Origin of the sequence: Streptomyces sp. ISL-100 (assembly GCF_018614615.1) — a bacterium.
Classification (GTDB): domain Bacteria; phylum Actinomycetota; class Actinomycetes; order Streptomycetales; family Streptomycetaceae; genus Streptomyces.
This window is the reverse complement of the sequence record NZ_JAGGOK010000023.1, coordinates 16,578-35,946: the sequence shown is the minus strand read 5'-3', so window position 1 is coordinate 35,946 and position 19,369 is coordinate 16,578. Positions and strand designations below refer to the sequence as shown.

The window sequence follows — 19,369 nt, the reverse complement described above, 5'->3', positions numbered from 1 at the left end:
TGTGGGGGCCGCCTTTACCAAAGTTGGCGGCGGAGGCCCGCCCCTCAAGGGCGCTCCTACGTCGCGTCGCCTACGGCGATTCCGCTCCGCTCCACCCTTGACCGCCGAACCTCCGCCGCAATGCTTAAGGGGGGCGGCCCCCGGAGGGAGCCCACGGGAAAGGCCCGGCAAGCGGCCGATCACCGCTGCCGGGCGACGGGCCCGGTGAGTGGGGCGCATGAGGCCTCGGGGACGGCTCGGCCCCAGCCTCAGCGACTGCGGCAACGGCCATTGGCGCGCCATTCCAATTCCCACGCACACGCGCACCCACGTAGGCAGACAACCGGCCGTTCCGGGTCGACCTGCGAACACATGTCCGCTCGGGTCGGGCGCGACAGTTCAATGGGGAGACTCGGGCAAGTTCGGCGTCCGCCCCGCCCGGCGACCGGTCTAGCTTCCAACACGTTGCTGATGCAAGTGGGGGCGGCGCACCCAACACCGAAGCACCACCCTCGCGGCCCGTACGGCGCCGCCGTGGGCCCAAACGCTCCCGTGATGACCGGAAGCGACACGACCGCGACGACCGAACCCCACCAAGGCCACGAGTTCGGGCAGCCGCTTGACCCCAGACCCCGCCGAGAGGGACGAACGTCTCGGCCGCCCCAAGTCCGCGCCCGTCCCCCGTCAGGCCGTCAGGCCGACGGGCAGTCACACCAGTCGACCGCGTCGGCCGGCGCGCCCTCGCGGGGGGACGACGTGAGCCGAAACGCTCCTCTACGATCCGCAGGCCGTGAGCACTGTCGGCCGACCATCGCCCCTTTTTGCGGCCTGGCGGTTGTCAGAAACTGCCGATGATCAGCCAGGCAGCAACCCCCAGCACGGCCAGGTACCCGCCTATGGAGATCGTCTTGCCGACGCTTTCGCTCCCGGAGTTCTCGATCACCCGGCCGAGGATGCCGACAAGCGGCGCCCCGAAAACGATCAAGAGAATGCCAATGAAGAAGTCCATGAGTCCCCACCCTTTTGGGATCACTCCCCAGTGATCCAGAGGCGGCGATCCTAAGTTACCCAACGCCGCGCTGGAAGGCGCGTCATTGGCGGCCCTTGGCAGGCGGCAGGTACCGAATCCAGCAGCGCCCCGAACGCCTCCCGGATCTCCTCGACGCACGCCACCCAGGTGGCTAGGGAACACGGCGTTCATCGCCACTATTGACTTCCGCAGGGCCAATGCTCGACAGCCAGCGTCCCAATCCATCACATGACGCGACCTGCCCCCCTGCAATGCATCCAAAAAGGGATGAACAGGGCGTGCTGCTTCATCTTGTGCATGGTTTGTCCCATCCACGCGGGCCGAGGGACGTTGAACCGCCCCACCGGCCCGACCGAGAACACCGAGTCGCCCCAGCAGCCGGGCCGAGGACCCCGAGCTGCCCCACCCCCGCCCGGAGCATCAACCCGGCCTGCGGGCCGGCCGACCCGTCCGGCCGGCCCGTCGGCAGGACTGCCTGCCCCCTGGACGCCCCTCCGCCCACCCACATCAGCAACCTGCTTGCGGCCCAACCGACCACCGGGCGGGGCGGACGCCACACCCACCCGAGTCCCCCCATCCAACTGCCGCGCCCCACCCGCGCCGACACGAGTCCGCACGTCGACCCGGTCGGCCGACCGGCCACCGTCCTGGGTGGTCGCGTGCGTGGGAATAGGGGTGTCGCACCAACGACCGTCGCCGCACCCGCCGAGCCAGGGGCCGCGCCACCCCCTCAACCTGCCGCGCCCCACCCACTCACCCGACGGCCACCGAGCCGACCCGCGCCCATATTCCAGTCGGCGTGCAGGGCGTTTTTCTTTGGGCCGTCCCCGTGGAAAGCGTTAGCGGTGGGCCGGGGCGGCGGGTCAAGGGTGGGCCGTAGGCACATCGCGCAGCGACGCGACGCAGGAGCGCCCTTGACGCGCCGTCACGGCCCACCGACCCTGGAGCGCTCGGGACAGCCCGAAACCCCCAGAAGCAAGCCTTGGTCACGTCAACCCCGCTACACGCACGAGCGACGGCTTGCCTCAGGGAGAAAGGGGGGGTTAGCACCACTGCCACAGGCCTCCCTCGCTCCGTAGCGTTGTCACCATGGAAGCCCGCGACCCTGAGCTGAAGAAGGAACTCGACGCTACCTTGCACGCGCGCAAGGAGCTGGGGGACGACTACGAGTCCGCGCTTGTCGAGTCGTTCCTGGAGAAGGTCGAGCAGCGCCTCGACGATACGGTCGACCGCCGCGTCCGGCGCCAGTTGGCCGAGCAGCAGGTGGTTGTCGCCAGAGGCGGCACCAAGTCGCCGCAGGACACGTCGAGCTTCGGCGAGCGGTTCGGGTTCGGCGCGGTGTCGCTGGTCCTCGCCATCCCGCTGTCAGCGATCGGTGTCGCCAACGCGGGCATCGAGGGTCTGGTCGTCGCCTGGCTCGGCATCGTCGGCGTCAACGCCGTCCACGCCGCCCGTGGCCTGCCCTGGCAGCGAAGGAGCCAGGGCAGGAGCCGTCAGAAGTCCGAATGGGACGACTGACAAACAAGCAACGGCCAAAGAAGCAAAGAAAATAAATACCGCGGAGACCGCCGCACCCCCGGTCACCCGGGGGGCGGGACGACGGCGGTCTCCGCGAGGGGCGCGGGCCGGGTTCAGGGCCGGTCCCGCGCCAGGCGTCTGTGGAGGTCCGGGAGCCGCTCCGGTTGTCCTTGACGCCGACAACAACCAATGTGCCCCAGCCGTGTTAAGCCGGTGCTGCGCCAACGTGTCGCCCTCGTACCACTTTCGCGAAGCCGCGGCTAAGCCACCACTACGCCACGACTACGCTGCCACTACGCCGACACCAAGCCGCCACTACGCCTGCGGCTTCGCGAGGAACGCCAGCAGGTCCTGCCGGCTCACCACACCCGTCGGCTTCCCTTCCACCAGCACAATCGCCGCGTCGTGCTGCCCCTTGCTGCCCAGCACGGCCATCAGGTCCTCCACCGGCTCGCCCGAACCGACCTGCGGCAGCGGCGCGCTCATGTGCTTCTCCAGCCTGTCGCCCAGCTGCGCGCGCTGCGCGAACAGGGCGTCCAGCAGCTCGCGTTCGACGACCGAGCCGATCACCTCCGCGGCCATGACGTCCGGGTGACCCGCGCCCGGCTTCACGATCGGCATCTGCGAGACGTCGTACTCGCGCAGTACGTCGATCGCCTGGCCCACGGTCTCCTCCGGGTGCATGTGCACCAGGTTCGGCATGTCGCCCTCCTTGTACCGCAGGACGTCCCCGACGCTCGCGTGCGGCCCCGACTCCTCCAGGAAGCCGTAGTCCGCCATCCACTCGTCGTTGAAGATCTTGCTGAGGTACCCGCGGCCACTGTCCGGCAGCAGTACGACCACCACATCATCCGGGCCGAGACGCTCCGCCACGCGCAGCGCGCCGACGACCGCCATGCCGCAGGAGCCGCCGACCAGCAGGCCCTCCTCCTTGGCGAGGCGCCGCGTCATCTGGAACGAGTCCTTGTCCGACACCGCGACGATCTCATCAGTCACCGTCGCGTCGTACGCCGACGGCCAGAAGTCCTCACCGACGCCCTCGACGAGGTACGGCCGCCCGGATCCACCCGAATACACCGAGCCCTCCGGGTCCGCGCCGATCACCTTGACCTTGCCGTCGCTGACTTCCTTCAGGTAGCGCCCCGTACCGGAGATCGTGCCGCCGGTGCCGACGCCCGCCACGAAGTGCGTGATCTTCCCGTCCGTCTGCGTCCACAGCTCGGGACCGGTCGTCTCGTAATGCGAGCGCGGGTTGTTCGGGTTGCTGTACTGGTCGGGCTTCCAGGCGCCCGGCGTCTCGGTGACCAGGCGGTCGGAGACGTTGTAGTACGAGTCGGGGTGCTCGGGGTCGACTGCCGTGGGGCATACAACGACCTCGGCGCCGTACGCGCGCAGCACGTTGATCTTGTCCGTGGACACCTTGTCCGGGCAGACGAAGATGCACTTGTAGCCCTTCTGCTGCGCCACGATGGCGAGACCGACACCGGTATTGCCGGACGTCGGCTCGACGATCGTGCCGCCGGGCTTGAGGGCGCCGCTTTCCTCCGCCGCTTCGATCATGCGCAGGGCGATCCGGTCCTTCACGGATCCGCCGGGGTTGAAGTACTCGACCTTGGCCAGGACTGTTGCCTGAATGCCGGCCGTCACGCTGCCCAGCCTCACAAGCGGGGTGTTGCCGACGAGGGTGATCATCGAGTCGTGAAATTGCACGATGCGCTCCGGGGTCTCCGTAATGGTGCTGCCCAGCGTAAAGCGCCAACGACGGTGCGTTCACGTTCGGGCGCGATTGAAGAGAGGCCACTACCGGGCAGTAAGCCTTTGAGCGGAGTGAGCGGGAGGCTTCGAGGCTTCGAGGAGGTGGCTGCGACTGTGTCGAGAGCAAGGGTGGCACGGCGGATCGCCGCTGGCGCGGCGTACGGCGGGGGCGGGATCGGTCTGGTCGGCGCGGCGGCGGTGGGGATTTTCCTTGCCGAGGTCCAGCTGGCCAAACGGTCGGTGGGCGGCGGCCGGGCGCCGGTACCACCACTGGCGGACGGGCTGTACGGCATGCCGCTGGCCGGGTATCCCATGGATGCCCCGCTGCGGCTCGCCATGCTCGGCGACTCGACGGCGGCCGGGCAGGGCGTACGCCGGGCCGGGCAGACACCGGGGGCGCTGCTCGCTTCCGGTCTCGCGGCGGTGGCGGAACGTCCGGTCGTACTCCGAAATGTGGCGCAGCCCGGGGCGCAGTCGGACGACTTGGAGCGCCAGGTCACGGCGCTGCTGGCGGACCGTGAGCGGCTGCCCGACGTCTGCGTGATCATGGTCGGCGCGAATGACGTGACGCACCGGATGCCGGCCACGCAGTCGGTCCGCTACCTCGCCTCGGCGGTACGCCGCCTCCGTACGGCGGGGGCGGAAGTGGTCGTCGGGACGTGCCCCGACCTGGGCACGATCGAGCCGGTCTACCAGCCGCTGCGGTGGCTGGCCCGGCGCGTCTCCCGACAGCTCGCGGCGGCGCAGACGATCGGGACGGTGGAGCAGGGCGGGCGGACGGTGTCGCTGGGCGATCTGCTGGGGCCCGAGTTCTTGGCCAACCCCCGTGAACTGTTCGGGCCGGACAATTACCACCCCTCGGCGGAGGGGTACGCGACTGCGGCGATGGCCGTACTGCCGACGGTTTGCGCGGCGCTGGGTCTGTGGCCGGAGTCGGACCGGCTGGACGCCTCGCGCGACGAGGACATGCTGCCGGTCGCCAAGGCGGCGGCGGAGGCCGCGTCGGCCGCCGGTACGGAGGTTACGGGCGCCCGGGCTCCCTGGGCCCTCCTCAAGCACCGCCGTCGTCGCCGCCTGCCGACCCCGGCGGAACCGGTTGCTCAGCGGGAGCCGCGGCGGGCACTGTGACGGTGGGGCGGTGCGGGTGGGCGGGTGGGTGGGTGCGGGTAGGTGCCTGCGGCGCTGTCCCCTACCCGCCCCTTCCCGCTGTGACATTTTGCGGCTCCGCCGCGTGATGTCCGCCGCGTGAGGTGCTCCGCCCCAGACCCGGCTCCTCAATCGCCGGAGGGGCTGAATGTGGCGCGTTGCGGCAGCCTTGCGCGCCAGTGGGTAAGGGGAAGGAAAGACCACCGACTGAGCGGGCGCTTAGAAAAGAGGCCCGCATCACATCACCAGGTCGGTGACCACGGCCATACGTACGGGTAACTTCCCTGCTAGCCCTGCGTACCGCCTTCTCGCCCTCATGGAGCCGTCATGCCCGAAGCCGTGATCGTTTCCACCGCCCGTTCGCCCATCGGCCGCGCCTTCAAGGGCTCGCTGAAGGACCTTCGGCCCGACGACCTGACCGCCACCATCGTGCAGGCCGCCCTCGCCAAGGTGCCCGAGCTCGACCCCCGCGACATCGACGACCTCATGCTCGGCTGCGGCCTCCCCGGCGGCGAGCAGGGGCACAACCTGGGGCGGATCGTCGCCGTACAGATGGGGATGGACCACCTCCCGGGCTGCACCATCACCCGGTACTGCTCCTCCTCCCTCCAGACCTCCCGCATGGCGCTGCACGCCATCAAGGCCGGCGAGGGTGACGTCTTCATCTCCGCCGGTGTCGAGATGGTCTCCCGCTCCATCAAGGGCAACTCCGACACCCTGCCGGACACCCACAACCCCCTCTTCGCCGACGCGGAGGCCCGTACCGCCGCCGTCGCGCAGACCGAGGGCGCCGACTGGCACGACCCGCGTGAGGACGGCCTCGTCCCCGACGCGTACATCGCGATGGGCCAGACCGCCGAGAACCTCGCCCGCCTCAAGGGCATCTCCCGCGCCGAGATGGACGAGTTCGGCGTACGGTCGCAGAACCTCGCCGAGCAGGCCATCAAGAACGGCTTCTGGGAGCGCGAGATCACCCCGGTCACGACCCCCGACGGCACCGTCGTGTCGCAGGACGACGGCCCCCGCGCCGGCGTCACCCTCGAAGGCGTCCAGGGCCTCAAGCCCGTCTTCCGCCCCGACGGCCGCGTCACCGCCGCCAACTGCTGCCCGCTCAACGACGGCGCCGCGGCCCTCGTCATCATGAGCGACACCAAGGCCCGTGAGCTGGGGCTGACGCCGCTGGCGCGCATCGTTTCGACCGGCGTCTCCGGGCTCTCGCCCGAGATCATGGGTTACGGCCCGGTGGAGGCCAGCAAGCAGGCGCTGAAGCGCGCCGGGCTGAGCATCGGCGACATCGACCTCGCCGAGATCAACGAGGCCTTCGCCGCCCAGGTCATCCCGTCCTACCAGGACCTCGGCCTGGACCTGGACAAGGTCAACATCAACGGTGGCGCCATCGCCGTCGGCCACCCCTTCGGCATGACCGGTGCTCGCATCACCGGCACGCTGATCAACAGCCTCCAGTTCCACGACAAGCAGTTCGGCCTGGAGACGATGTGCGTGGGCGGCGGCCAGGGCATGGCCATGGTCATCGAGCGCCTCAGCTGAACCTGAGGACGCCGACCGCACCCGGTTCGTAACCCAATCTCCCCCAGGATGTGATCTATCTCCTGGGGGAGAGGCATATCCCCAGGTCAACGATGTTTGCGGCCTCACCGGGCGGCGGAAAGAACTGTCCAATTCGTGACGTAATGCACTGACAGATGGCGCGCACTCACCTCAAGCTGATGTAGGAAGTCGGGGGATCGATGAAACCGGGAGTAAGTCAGTGAGCGCCATGCCTCTTGCCCTGCTGCTGACCACGGCCGCCGCCACGGCCGTGGGCGCCGCTGCCCTGCACGCAGTCCACGGACTGCGCAAGCAGGTCGCCGCTCTGCGCAACGAGCTGACGGCCGCGGCCGTGAGCCGTTCCGGGGCCGCCGTCCCCCAGCAGACCAGTGCCGCCGAAGCGGAAGGGATACGGGCCGCAGTAGCCGAAGCCCTCGCCGAGGAGCGTGAGCGCGAGCTGGCCGAAGCGCGTGCGTTCTGGGCCGCGCAGGAGGCCCGCGACGCCGCCGACGCCCCGTCGCTGCTGGGCGGTCTGCCCGGTCTCGGCGACGAGTCGCCCCCCTTCTTCATCCCGCGCCAGGCGGACTTCACGGGCCTGGAATCGTTCGACGCGTACGAGGCGCTCGAAGCACTTGACCGCGCCGACAGTGCCGACGGCGCCGACAGCATCAACGCTTTCGAGGGGCTGGACGGGCTCGATGGGCTCGACAGCGTCGACGACCTTGAGCAGTCCGACGCCTTCCCCGAGGACTCCGCCGAGCTGGCCGCCGCCCGCCGCCGCCACCCGTCGCACCCCGACTTCGTCCCCGTTCAGACACCGGTCGTGGCCGACCACGAGCGCACCGTGACACGCCTGGAAGAGCTCGCGGCCGCCCGGACCGCCCTCACCGACGTACGCCCGGGGCCGCTCGGCACCCTCGACGTGTACGTCTTCATGGACGGTACGACGCTCTGCATGACCCCCGGCCACCGCGAGACCGCCGAACGCCTCGCCGAGTCGCTGCGCGTCGGCCAGTCCCCGGTGCTGCTCGGTGGCTCCGGCATCTCCGGTGCGTACGCCCTGACCTTCTCCTGCGGCGAGGAAAGCGTCTACATCCTCGCCGACCGCGTCATCGCGTCGATCTAGCCCCGGCTCAGACCCCGGCCCGCGCCGCCGCCGCCTTCACCAGCTTCACGGCCTCGTCCAGCTCGGCCTCCACGGCCTCGACGGACGGGGCCGTTCCCCGTTCCCGCGCCCCCGCCATTTCCGGCGCCGCGACCATTTCCAGCGCCCCCGCCAGATCGTGGCCGGCCACCGCGAGCTGATCGGCCACCGCGAACGCGCCCGCGTCCGGCATGATCCGCGGCTGCGCCTCCGGCTCCTCGATCCGCTGTGCCCGTACGGCCAATTCCCTGGCCAGCGCGAGTCCTTCGGCGGCGGCGCCGCGCTGCAGGCGGCTCTGCGGAGCGGCGCGCAGGCGGTCGGCGAATCGGTCCACGGCGGCCGTCAGAGGCGTTGTATCAAGCACGCCGCGACCCTACGCGCCCTCCCGGGACTGTTGCCAACGGGCGAACACTCAGGCACGGTGACATGAAGGAGCACTCGCGCAATGCGTCCGGAGGCGCCGAATGTCCCAAGTCTTCTCCGAAGAGACCCATCAGAACCTGCTCTCCCGAATCCCCCACTGCACCGGTCGTGAAGTCTCCGACTGGCTCCGCGCCGTAGACGACGGCCCAGCCCTCTTCCGCTTCGAGGAGAAGGTCAGCTGGCTCCGGAGTGAACACAATCTCGCCTACGGCCATGCGAAAGCGATCATCCACGAGTACGACCTGAGGCGCGCCGCCCGGCGATTGCTCTAGCCGTCGAAACGTCGTCCAGATAAGTCCGGATAACCGGTTGAGACATGCGGAAGGGCCCGCCCGGCGTTTGCCGGGCGGGCCCTTCCGCATGTGCCCAGGGGCGACTGTTGAACCAGTCGTCCTAGTCGTCGCCGCTGAGGATGGAGACCAGTCGCAGCATCTCCAGGTAGATCCACACCAGGGTCAGGGTGAGGCCGAAGGCCGCCATCCACGACTCCTCGCGCGGAGCGCCGTACGCGACGCCGTCCTCGACCTGCTTGAAGTCCATGGCGAGGAAGAACGCGCCGAGCAGCACACCGACGACACCGAAGACGACGCCCATCCACCCGCTGCGGAAGCCGAGGCCGTCACCGCCGCCGAAGACCATGAACAGCAGGTTCACGGACGTCAGGACGATGAAGCTGATCGCGGCGATCATCAGGTAGCGCGTGAAGCGCTGCGTGACCCGGATGATCCGGGTCTTGTACAGGAAGAGCATGGTGACGAAGACCGCCATCGTGCCCAGCACCGCCTGCATCGGCGCACCCGGCGACACCAGCGTGTTCACGTAGTTGCTGAGCGCGCCGAGGAAGATGCCTTCGAAGCCCGCGTACGCCAGGATCAGCGCCGGGACGGGCGTCCGCTTGAAGGACTGGACCAGCGCGAGCACCATCGCCACGAGAGCGGCGCCGATGGCCAGGCCGAGGCCGATGTTCATCACCCAGGCGACGGTGGCGCCGGCGATCACGAGGCCGAGCGTGATGCCCGTCCGCGCGACGACGTCGTCCATCGTCATGACATCGCCGCGTACGGGCGCCTGCGGCGCGCCGTACTGCGTGTCCTGCTGGGCGTAAGGGTTGGTGGCGTACGGGTTTACGGGGGCGCCCTGGGCGTACGGGTTCCCCTGCGCCGTACCGACGGCGGCGGGGCCCCCGGCCTGCGGTGCCGCGGTGAAGCCCGCGGTGCCGTTGTCGCGGCTGAAGCCCCGTCGCGAGAAGACCGGGTTGCTGCTCCTCATCTCACTCCTCCATGGCCACCCTGCGTGGCCTTGACTCAAGAGTAATGGGAAAGCAAAAGGAAGACCCTAGTGCCAGGGGAGGATCTTTAGTGACGGTTCGGGATCGCTGGGGCATCCGGTCTACAGCGCCACCAGCACCTTGCCCCGGTTGGCCGCCCGGTTGACATAGAGGCTGCGGTAGGCGTCCGGGATCGAGTCGAATCCGTGGTGCAGCGTCTGGTGGTGGGCGATGTCGCCGCGCCGGATCATGCCCCCGAGCTCCGTGCGCAGTGCCGCCAGATGCTCCTCGGCGTACCACTCCTGCGCGAAGATGCCCCGGATGGTCGTACGGGGAAACATGATGTGCGGCAGCAGGCGCGGCCCGACGGCCTCCTTGCCCACCTGGGTCGCCCACTGCCAGCAGACCGCCACCTGGCTGCCGACGTTGAGCATCGTGAACACCGCGTCGGTCACGGTGCCGCCCATGTTGTCGAAGTACTTGTCGACGCCGTCCGGCGCGGCCTGCGCCAGCGCCTCCCGCACCGCGCCGGCCTCGTCGCCCTGCCGGTAGAGCACGACGGCGTCGAAACCGAGGCCGGTCAGGAATGCCGCCTTCTCGGGCGAGCCGGTGGTGCCGACGACCCGTGCGCCGTCGCGCTTGGCCAGCTGGCCGGCCAGGGTGCCGACCGAGCCCGACGCGCCGCTGATCACGACCGTGTCGCCGGGGCGCACTGTCATGAACTTGGTCATCGTGCCCCAGGCCGTCAGGCCGGCCACGCCCATGACGCCGAGCACCGAGGAGAGCGGCAGCGTCGCCTCGTCGTAGTGCGCCGGGTTCAGCAGGCGGAAGGCCGGAAACACCATCGGCAGCAGGCCGTCCCGCCACACCACCGGTCCGCCGTCGCTGACCAGATGGCTGCGCCAGCCGCCGTAGCCCTGCACCACGTCGCCGACCCCGTACGCCGCGTCCGGCCCCGCCGCCACCACCTCCATGACCGAGTCGGCCGTCATGTGCTCGCCGATCGGCGTCTCCAGGGCGAGCCCGTGCAAGTAGGGGTCGACCGAGACGTACCGGGTCCTGAAGAGCATCTCGTCGTCCTTGAGGGCGGTGACGTCGACCTCGTCGGTCACCTTCTCGTAGATCCGGCCGACATCCGGCACACCGTCGACGTGCTCGCGCACCACCCACTTCTGGATCTTCATGCGAGAACCCCTGTGGTGGTCGGCCTGTCGGCGGATGTGGTGCCGGTGGATGTGGTGCCGGTGGATACCGGCACGATGCGGTGCGTGGGCGGTGGCGCGCTGTCGTCGATGCTCGCCGTGAACTCACGGCCGTCGTCGCGGCAGATGAACTGCATGACGTGCCTGCCCGCCGCGGCCGCCCTGATCAGGCCGCCGATGGTGGCCCAGACGCCGGAGAGGTAGAAGTTCTCCAGTCCCGGCAGCACCGGCCCGTTCTTCTTGATCTCCTCCTCCAGCGTCTCGCCGCCCTCGACGAACGGCTGCCAGCCGGGGAACGCCCCGTCGTAGGTACCCGTGTAGCGGACCTGAGTGAGCGGCGTTGATACGTCGGCCACCTTCACAGCGTGCTTGAGCCCCGGGTAGCGGTCGTCCAGGAAGCCCACGATGCCTTCGCGCACGCGCCGCTTGGCCGCGCTGTACTCCCTGCCGTGCCGCACCGGGAGGGTGTGCAGCTCCTGCCCGCGGCGTTGCCTGCTGGCCTGCTCCGGGCCGTCGCGCAGCGGCCGCCAGGAGTCGATGGTGGAGAAGTACGTCGCGAAGACCACGGACGTTCCGTCGGGCGACAGCTCCGGGTAGTGCCTGCTGCGGAACTGGACGTTGATGCTCGGCGTACGCATCCCGGGCAGCCGGGCCGCTTCCGCGTCGGTGAGCAGGTACGTCGTACAGGGGTCCGCGTCCGGGAAGGGGCGCCGCAGGCCGAGGAAGAGGCTGACGTAGCCGGGGGACAGCATGCCCGGCTCGTCGATGACTCGCGTGTAGAGGTCCCGGTAGGTGTCGTTCAGGTACTGGCCCTTGAGGAGTTTCATCGCAGTGGTGTGGCCGTCGGCGGCCGAGACGACGATGTCGGCGTAGTACTCCCGGCCGTCGCTCAGTCGCACCCCCACCGCGCGGTCGCTCTCGACCAGTACCTCCTGGACCTTGGCGTTGTACTTCACTTCGCCGCCGAGGCGCTCGTAGCGCTGCGCGACGGACTTCGCCAGGCCGAGCGAGCCGCCTTCCGGCACGCCGGCCGAGTGGTTGGCGTGGGCGGCCAGCTGGAAGTAGAAGGGCAGCACCGGGAACGCCGAGTGGTTCTCGTACAGGATGAAGTTGAAGGCCTCGCGCAGCAGCGGATCCCTGAACCGCGCGGAGTAGTCCGACATCAGCTCGGTGATCGACTTGCGGATGGTGTTGAAGTACGGGAGGAACCCGGCCAGCATCCGCCAGCGCTCGACCGCCCCCATCAATCCGACCGGCTTGAGGAACGGGTAGACGGCCAGGGCTTTCCGGAATTTCCGTACGCCGTCGCAGAAGCTGCGGATCGGGCGGGCGTCGGCGGGTGAGATGGCCAGTAAGTGGGCTTCGAGGCGGTCGGGATCGGAGTAGAAGTGGACCGCGCGGCCGTCGCGGCCGCGCACGATGTTGAACGCGTCGAAGTGGCGCATCTCCTTGCCCTGGAGGGCGCCCAGTTCGAGCCAGATCTGGTACATCTGGTTGCCGGGTCCGTTGCCCAGCAGCCAGCTGATGCACCAGTCGAAGGTGAAGTCCCCACGGCCCCAGCCCGTGCAGGAGCCGCCGGGGATCTCGTGCATTTCGAGGACCTGCGAGCGGTAGCCGTTCATTTGCGCGTAACAGCCGGTGGACAGGCCGCCGAGGCCGCCACCGATGATGATCATCGTCTCTCTGCTCTGCTTCAAACGCGCCATCGTGGGGCCTCCTCGGGCTCGTGAGTTGCCTTGCCGTTCACCAGCTGACGGGCAGCGCGTTCAGGCCGATGATCATCGCGTCGGTCTTCCAGCTCAGTTCGTCCTCGGGGACGGCGAACCGCAGGCCGGGCATCCGGTGCAGTACGCGTTCCAGGGCCACTTGCAGTTCGAGCCGCGCCAGGTGCGCGCCGATGCAGTAGTGCACGCCGTGCCCGAACCCGACATGGGGGTTGACGGGGCGGTCGAGGACGAGCTGCTCCGGGTCCGGAAAGATTTCCGGGTCCCGGTTGGCGGCCGCCGTGGCGACCAGCACCGCGTCACCGGACCGGATGAGGACGCCGCCCAGCTCGACGTCCTCGGTGGCGTACCGGGGAAGGGTGAAGCCGACCAGCAGCGGCACGTAACGCATCAGCTCCTCCACCGCCTTGGGGATCGCCTCGGGGTTGTCCCTCAGGCGCGCGAGGTCGGCGGGGTCGGCCAGTAACTGGTAGAAGAAATTGCCGATCTGATTGGTCGTGCTCACGAAGCCGGCGATGAGCAGGTCGCAGGTGAGGGCGAGCAGTTCCGTCTCGGTGATCTGTTCGTCCTCGTCGCAGGCCCGGACCAGTCCGCTCAGTACGTCGTCGCCCGGCTCGCGGCGGCGCAGTTCCAGCACGCCGGCGAGGTAGCCGAAGAGCTCCTTGCCCCGGGTCATCAGTTCCTGCTCGGAGGAGGTGTTGGAGAGGACGGACTGCGCCCAGCCCCAGAGCCGCCGGTGGTCGGCGCCGGGCACGCCGAGCAGTTCGCAGATGATGGTGGTCGGCAGCGGGATCGCGAAGTCGTCGACCAGGTCGGCGGGGGCTCCCTTCGCCTCCATGGCGTCCAGCAGCCCGTCGGCGACTTCCCTGGCACGAATCCGCAGGCCCTCGACGCGGCGGGCGCCGAACTCCTTGGCCACCAGGGAGCGCAGCCGGGTGTGCTCGGGCGGCTCCTTGGAGAACAGCCCGCCGCCGTCGCGGGTCATCGACCGCAACCGTGGCTGGTCCCGCCCCACAGCGGCGGCCAGGCTGAAGCGCTGGTCGGCGAGGACTGTCTTCACATCGGCGTGCCGGGTGACGAGCCAGGCACCCTCGCCGTAGGGCAGTCGCACCCGGGCGAGCGGCAGGTCGCGCAGTTCGCCGTATCGCGGATGGACTTCGAGTCTGGACGGGGGGAAGGGGTAGGGAATCGGCCGCTGCTGCGTCACCACGATGGGCACACCTCTCGCCGTAGGCCGCGACCGTGCGACGGACGGTTCCCGTACGGTCACCCAGCGTCATCGAGGTCATGCAGGGCGTAGTCGCCATGTCATCGGCGCAGGCGCTCACATGGGGGGCGCGCCCGGCCGGGGCCGAGTCACCGGTGCACGATCGGCTCGCGGCGGCCGCCCTGGCGCCGGTCACTGGTCGGGCGGCCCATCGGCCGTGCGTGGTGCCCGGAGCCGGACTTGAACCGGCACGCCCCGAGGGGCAGCGAGGTTTAAGCTCGCCGTGTCTGCATTCCACCATCCGGGCAAGGTGCGCGGCTCCACAATTCGCGGGTCAGAGCCTATCCGGACGCTTCCCCCGTACAGCGGAACGCCGGGCTGATGTTGTCTTATTTTATTGGCGCCTGAGAGTGTGTCAGTGCACGAATGGGCTGTCGGCACATGCCGGGCGGGGTGGGCGGGCGCAAAGGGCCGCGTACGGGAAAGGCGGAAACTCGACTGCCCGCGCCGCTGTCCGCGGTCCTTGCCAGGCCCTGGGCGCGCCCTTGCTGCGCCCTGGCGGTGCCCTTGCCGTGCCTGCCCCGACTCCGGGACGGCCTCAGGGACGGCGTCATACCAAAGGAGGACGGGCGTGCCCGGCGATGCGACTCAAGACGGCCACGGGAACGGGCACGAGGGCTGATCCGCGGGCGCCGATCGGACGGGACCATGAAGGAGTCCCTTTAAACGTCCCCGACAGGAGTGCCCTCTCGTGACCACCACCCCCACCGCCACCGCCCACCGCGCCACCGCGGTGGCCGCACGCGCCACGGAGCTCTCAAAGGTTTACGGGCAGGGCGAGACCCAGGTGGTCGCTCTGGACCGGGTCACGGTGGACTTCCGCCAGGGTGAGTTCACCGCGATCATGGGCCCGTCCGGATCCGGCAAGTCGACGCTGATGCACTGCGTCGCGGGTCTTGACTCCTTCAGCTCCGGCTCCGTACGGATCGGCGAGACCGAGCTGGGCACCCTCAAGGACAAGCAGCTGACGCAGCTGCGCCGGGACAAGATCGGTTTCATCTTCCAGGCGTTCAACCTGCTGCCGACGCTCACCGCCGCCGAGAACATCACCCTGCCGATGGACATCGCGGGCCGCAAGCCCGACAAGGAGTGGCTGGACACGGTCATCGGCATGGTCGGCCTGGCCGACCGGCTGAGCCACCGGCCCGCCCAGCTCTCCGGCGGCCAGCAGCAGCGCGTCGCCGTGGCCCGCGCCCTGGCGAGCCGGCCGGAGATCATGTTCGGCGACGAGCCGACCGGAAACCTGGACTCCCGCTCGGGCGCCGAAGTCCTGGGCTTCCTGCGCAACTCCGTGCGCGAGCTCGGCCAGACCGTCGTCATGGTGACGCACGACCCGGCAGCCGCGTCGTACGCGGACCGCGTGATCTTCCTGGCCGACGGCCGGATCGTCGACGAGATGCTGAACCCGACCGCGGACGGCGTCCTCGACCGGATGAAGGAGTTCGACGCCAGGGGCCGCACCAGCTGATCACTGGCTGACCGCCCCGTTCGTTCCCATCCGGCCGCCCCCACCCCAGGACTGACAGAAATGTTCCGTACCGCCCTGCGCAATGTGCTCGCGCACAAGGCCAGGCTGCTGATGACCGTGCTCGCCGTAATGCTCGGCGTGGCCTTCGTGTCCGGCACCCTGGTCTTCACCGACACCCTCTCCAACGCCTTCAGCAACCAGTCGGCGAAGAGCTACAAAGACGTCGCCGTAGCGGTCACGACGTACCCGGACTCCGAGAACAGCAAGAAGGAACAGGGCATAGACGCCCGGACCCTGGAGAAGATCCGGGGCCTGGACGGTGTCGCCGCCGCCACCGGGCGCGTCTCCGGCTTCGCCGGCGTCGCCGACCCCGACGGCAAGCTGATCGGCAACGGCTGGTCCAACACCGGCGCCAACTTCGAGCCGGGGAAGGACGGCAAGGATGCCGCCTACGACTTCACCGACGGCTCGGGTCCGGCGAAGGCCGGCGAGATCGCCCTCGACAAGACCACGGCCGACAAGGGCAAGTACAAGACCGGTGACACCGTGCGGGTCGCGACCAACGGGCCGGTGAAGGAGTACACCCTCTCCGGTGTCTTCATCACCGAGGACGGCCAGGTCAACGCCGGCGGCTCGCTGGTGCTCTTCAACACCCCTGTCGCCCAGAAGCTCTACCTGACGCCCGGCCACTTCAAGGACGTCACCATCACCGCCGCCTCCGGCACGTCCGAGCAGCAGCTGCTCGACGCCGTGAAGCCGCTGCTGCCCGAGGGCGCCGAGGCCCAGACGGGTAAGGAGCTCGCCGACGACCAGGCCGAGATGATCGAGGAGGGCATGAGCGCGCTCAACCAGGTACTGCTCGGCTTCGCCGCGATCGCGCTCTTCGTCGGCATCTTCCTGATCTCCAACACCTTCACCATGCTGGTCGCCCAGCGCACCAAGGAACTCGCGCTGATGCGCGCCGTCGGCGCCTCCCGCCGCCAGGTCAAGCGCTCGGTGCTGCTCGAAGCGATGGTCGTCGGCGCGATCGCGTCGGTGGTCGGTTTCGCCCTCGGTCTGGGGCTCGCGACCGGGCTGCGCTCGGCGATGTCCGCCTTCGGCGCGAAGGTGCCGGCCGGTCCGCTGATCGTCTCGCCCACCGCGATCGCCGCCGCCTTCGCGGTCGGTGTGCTGGTCACGATGCTCGCCGCCTGGCTGCCCGCCCGCCGGGCCGCCAAGATCCCGCCGGTGGCGGCGATGAGCAGCGTGCACGCCGTCGCGACCACCAAGTCGCTCGTCGTACGGAACTCCATCGGCGGTTTCATCACGCTGCTGGGCGCGGCCGGCATCCTCGGCGGCGCCGTGGTCGGCAAGGACGGCCGGATGCTCATCGGGGCCGGTGCCTTCTTCGCGCTGATCGGCATCATCGTGCTGATCCCGCTGCTGTCGCGTCCGGTGATCGCGCTCGTACGTCCGCTGATCGGCAAGCTCTTCGGGGTGTCCGGCACGCTGGCGGGCCAGAACGCGGTGCGCAACCCGCGGCGTACCGGAGCCACCGCCTCCGCGCTCGCCATCGGCCTCACCCTGGTCACCGGACTGTCCGTGCTCGGCGTCACCATGGGCCGTGCCGTCGACAAGATGACCACGGACAACATCAAGGCCGACTACATGTTCACGATGGCGAACGGCGGTTCGCTGGACAGCTCCGCGCTCAGCGCGCTGGAGAAGGCGCCCGGCGTATCGGCGGTCTCCCCGCAGACGGCCGCCGACTTCGAGCTGCAGGGTGTGTGGGCCGCGGTCTCCGGTGTCACGCCGGGCGACCTCGAGCAGGTCATCAACGTCACGCCGGTCTCCGGCTCGCTGGACTCGCTGGCCAAGGGCGACATGGCGGTCGACGACAAGACCGCGAAGAGCCGGGGCCTGAAGGTCGGCGACAGCGTGCCCGTGAAGTTCGCGGACGGCAAGAAGTCGAAGCTGACGGTCGGTGCGACGTACAAGGCGAATGAATTCCTCTCGCCGATCCTGATCGACCAGAAGACGGTGAACAAGCACGAGGCCAAGCCGTACATCCGCGAGATCTGGGTGAAGACGGACGGCGGCGCGAGCGCGGCGAACGAGAAGGCGCTCGTGGACGCGCTGGGGCAGAACCCGGCGATCAGCGTGATGGACCAGCAGGACATCCGCAACCAGTTCGGCGGCGTGATCAACACGATGCTGAACATCATGTACGGGCTGCTGGGCATGGCCCTGCTGATCGCGGTGCTCGGCGTCATCAACACCCTGGCGATGTCCGTCTTCGAGCGTCAGCAGGAGATCGGCATGCTGCGGGCGATCGGCCTCGACCGCCGCAAGGTCAAGACCATGATCCGGCTGGAGGCCGTGGTCATCTCGGTCTTCGGCGCGGTGATCGGCATCGGCCTCGGTACGTTCCTGGGCTGGGCCATCGGCCAGACGGTCAAGGACTCGGTCCCGGGTTACGCCCTGGTCGTGCCGTGGGACCGGATCGGCATCTTCCTGCTGCTGGCCGCGGTGGTCGGCGTACTCGCGGCGATGTGGCCGGCGCGCAGCGCGGCGAAGCTGAACATGCTCGACGCCATCAAGGCCGAGTAGGCAGCGGGACGCACGTATGCCTGACGAAGGGCCGGTCCACCGGGGGCCGGCCCTTCGCCGTGTGTCAGGAGCCCTTGCAGTAGCTCATCAGCCGGGCGTGGTTCGTCTTGTACTGGCCGAAGAGCGTCGCGTTGTCGATCTTCAGCAGGGTCTCGTCATTGGCCCGCAGCGCGGGGTACGTGTAGTTGTGGCTGCCGGTGAAGACCAGCTGCCGGTCCGCCGCACCGGCGTACGTGCCGTCGATCAGCAGGTACTTGGAGTGCAGGCCCACCCTGGGCCGACCGGACCCCCGGTCCTCGTAGCACCGCACGCGCTCGGTCAGCTTGCCCGAGACGGCCGTCTCGACGGGCGCGCTCACCGAGCCTGGCGCCCCGTGGTGCGCAAGGAGCACCGAACAGCCCGCAGTCTTCAGCGACACGAGCTTCCTGGCGACCTCGTCCCGCGTGAAGAGGTTCGCCGCCATCCGGACCTGAGTGCCGCCCGTGCAGCTGACGTTGTCGAGAATCAGCTTGATGGTGTCGGTCGAGGCGTTGTTGTTGTACTCGGTGCCCGAGGCTTCCCGGCGCGGGAAGAGGTAAGCCTTGTACGCACCGCTCGACGGCGTTTTGTAGTAGTGGCTCAGCCCGCTCGCCGACGTCCCGTACTTCAGCAGATGGGCGAAGTACGCCCGGTAGATGCCGTACAGCCCGGCGTCGGCGATCGTCACCGCGTTGTTGAAGAGGTCCGTGCGCTGGGTGTTGGTCATGTTGGCCGAGGTCTGCACCACCACGTTGTCCGACCCTCCCACCGAGGAGAAGAGGAAGAACTTGTTGTGGTTGATCGGCCCGTTCGCGTCGCCGGACAGCACCCGCGTGCCGATGCAGCCGCGCCCCGCCGGACAGGCCAGCACCCACGACGACTTCGTACGGTCGGTACCGAGCCCGGTGGCAAGGGTGTTGTACTCGCCGCCGGTCATGGTGGCGGAGGTCCGGTCGAGGATCACCTTGACCGAAACGCCGCGCCGCTCGGCGGCGACGAGCGCGTCGGCGACGGCGTCCTCGGTGAAGGTGTACATCGACACCGTGATCGAGGTGCCCGCCGCGGCCTGCTTCACCAGGCCGGTGATGTGGTCGCGGATCCTGCTCTGTTCGGCCGTGGTTCCGGCGGGGTCGTTGAAGGTGGCGCTCGTCGCGACGGCCGCCGGGCGGCTTTCAGGCTGTGCGGAGGAGGCTTCCGGGGCGTACAGCAGGGCGGTGGTCATGAGAGTGGCTGCCAGCACAGGCAGCCACGTCCTTCTGAGGCGGAACAAGTGGGTCCCCCTTGCTTCGTG

At 69.1% G+C, this 19,369-nt stretch carries 15 protein-coding genes and 1 tRNA gene; 7 read left to right on the top strand and 9 right to left on the bottom strand.

Annotated features, from left to right (window positions below; all coding sequences use genetic code 11):
* Positions 1-817: 817 nt before the first annotated feature.
* Positions 818-988, bottom strand: a complete 171-nt coding sequence (locus J7E89_RS10565) for a hypothetical protein (RefSeq protein ID WP_214971743.1) — start codon at positions 986-988, stop codon at positions 818-820.
* A gap of 1,110 nt (positions 989-2,098) precedes the next feature.
* Here J7E89_RS10565 and J7E89_RS10560 point away from each other — a divergent pair.
* Positions 2,099-2,527, top strand: coding sequence for a hypothetical protein (locus tag J7E89_RS10560; RefSeq protein WP_214971741.1), 429 nt, complete (start codon positions 2,099-2,101; stop codon positions 2,525-2,527).
* Positions 2,528-2,842: 315 nt separating this feature from the next.
* Here J7E89_RS10560 and J7E89_RS10555 read toward each other — a convergent pair whose 3' ends face one another.
* Entirely contained in the window at positions 2,843-4,237 is a 1,395-nt protein-coding gene (locus J7E89_RS10555; protein ID WP_214971738.1) for a cystathionine beta-synthase, read from the bottom strand.
* Between the two features lie 174 nt (positions 4,238-4,411).
* Between J7E89_RS10555 and J7E89_RS10550 the strand changes: the two genes are divergently transcribed.
* The 3 genes from J7E89_RS10550 (at position 4,412) to J7E89_RS10540 (ending at position 8,102) form a co-directional block, all read left to right on the top strand.
* On the top strand, positions 4,412-5,410 hold the full coding sequence (locus tag J7E89_RS10550; protein ID WP_214971758.1) for an SGNH/GDSL hydrolase family protein: 999 nt from the start codon (positions 4,412-4,414) through the stop codon (positions 5,408-5,410).
* Positions 5,411-5,755: 345 nt separating this feature from the next.
* Positions 5,756-6,976, top strand: a complete 1,221-nt coding sequence (locus J7E89_RS10545; RefSeq protein ID WP_214971734.1) for an acetyl-CoA C-acetyltransferase — start codon at positions 5,756-5,758, stop codon at positions 6,974-6,976.
* A 229-nt stretch (positions 6,977-7,205) separates the two neighbouring features.
* Positions 7,206-8,102 carry a hypothetical protein gene (locus tag J7E89_RS10540; RefSeq protein ID WP_214971755.1) on the top strand — a complete coding sequence of 299 codons (897 nt, stop codon included), beginning with the start codon at positions 7,206-7,208 and terminating at the stop codon, positions 8,100-8,102.
* A 7-nt stretch (positions 8,103-8,109) separates the two neighbouring features.
* On the opposite strand, the gene J7E89_RS10535 is transcribed toward J7E89_RS10540, so the two are convergent.
* Positions 8,110-8,484, bottom strand: a complete 375-nt coding sequence (locus tag J7E89_RS10535; protein WP_214971732.1) for a hypothetical protein — start codon at positions 8,482-8,484, stop codon at positions 8,110-8,112.
* Between the two features lie 100 nt (positions 8,485-8,584).
* Here J7E89_RS10535 and J7E89_RS10530 point away from each other — a divergent pair, with 100 nt between their 5' ends.
* Positions 8,585-8,815 carry a DUF4287 domain-containing protein gene (locus J7E89_RS10530; protein WP_138899329.1) on the top strand — a complete coding sequence of 77 codons (231 nt, stop codon included), beginning with the start codon at positions 8,585-8,587 and terminating at the stop codon, positions 8,813-8,815.
* Between the two features lie 121 nt (positions 8,816-8,936).
* Here J7E89_RS10530 and J7E89_RS10525 read toward each other — a convergent pair whose 3' ends face one another.
* The 5 genes from J7E89_RS10525 to J7E89_RS10505 form a co-directional block, all read right to left on the bottom strand.
* Positions 8,937-9,812 carry a Bax inhibitor-1/YccA family protein gene (locus tag J7E89_RS10525; protein ID WP_214971729.1) on the bottom strand — a complete coding sequence of 292 codons (876 nt, stop codon included), beginning with the start codon at positions 9,810-9,812 and terminating at the stop codon, positions 8,937-8,939.
* A 120-nt stretch (positions 9,813-9,932) separates the two neighbouring features.
* Positions 9,933-10,994 carry an NADP-dependent oxidoreductase gene (locus J7E89_RS10520; RefSeq protein ID WP_214971726.1) on the bottom strand — a complete coding sequence of 354 codons (1,062 nt, stop codon included), beginning with the start codon at positions 10,992-10,994 and terminating at the stop codon, positions 9,933-9,935.
* Positions 10,991-12,688: an NAD(P)/FAD-dependent oxidoreductase gene (locus J7E89_RS10515; protein ID WP_214971752.1), complete on the bottom strand. Its 1,698-nt coding sequence runs from the start codon at positions 12,686-12,688 to the stop codon at positions 10,991-10,993. Before J7E89_RS10515 ends, J7E89_RS10520 begins: the two co-directional genes overlap by 4 nt.
* A gap of 67 nt (positions 12,689-12,755) precedes the next feature.
* Positions 12,756-13,946 (bottom strand): cytochrome P450, encoded by a 1,191-nt coding sequence (locus J7E89_RS10510; protein WP_214971724.1) that lies wholly within the window; start codon positions 13,944-13,946, stop codon positions 12,756-12,758.
* A gap of 219 nt (positions 13,947-14,165) precedes the next feature.
* Positions 14,166-14,250: transfer RNA gene (locus J7E89_RS10505), tRNA-Leu, on the bottom strand.
* Between the two features lie 444 nt (positions 14,251-14,694).
* Between J7E89_RS10505 and J7E89_RS10500 the strand changes: the two genes are divergently transcribed.
* Both J7E89_RS10500 and J7E89_RS10495 read left to right on the top strand, forming a co-directional pair.
* On the top strand, positions 14,695-15,471 hold the full coding sequence (locus J7E89_RS10500) for an ABC transporter ATP-binding protein (RefSeq protein ID WP_214971722.1): 777 nt from the start codon (positions 14,695-14,697) through the stop codon (positions 15,469-15,471).
* 60 nt (positions 15,472-15,531) lie between these two features.
* Entirely contained in the window at positions 15,532-18,060 is a 2,529-nt protein-coding gene (locus J7E89_RS10495; protein ID WP_214971720.1) for an ABC transporter permease, read from the top strand.
* Between the two features lie 64 nt (positions 18,061-18,124).
* Here J7E89_RS10495 and J7E89_RS10490 read toward each other — a convergent pair whose 3' ends face one another.
* A complete protein-coding gene (locus tag J7E89_RS10490) occupies positions 18,125-19,318 on the bottom strand; it encodes a phospholipase D-like domain-containing protein (RefSeq protein WP_308315426.1) in 1,194 nt (397 codons plus the stop codon).
* Positions 19,319-19,369 lie beyond the last annotated feature (51 nt).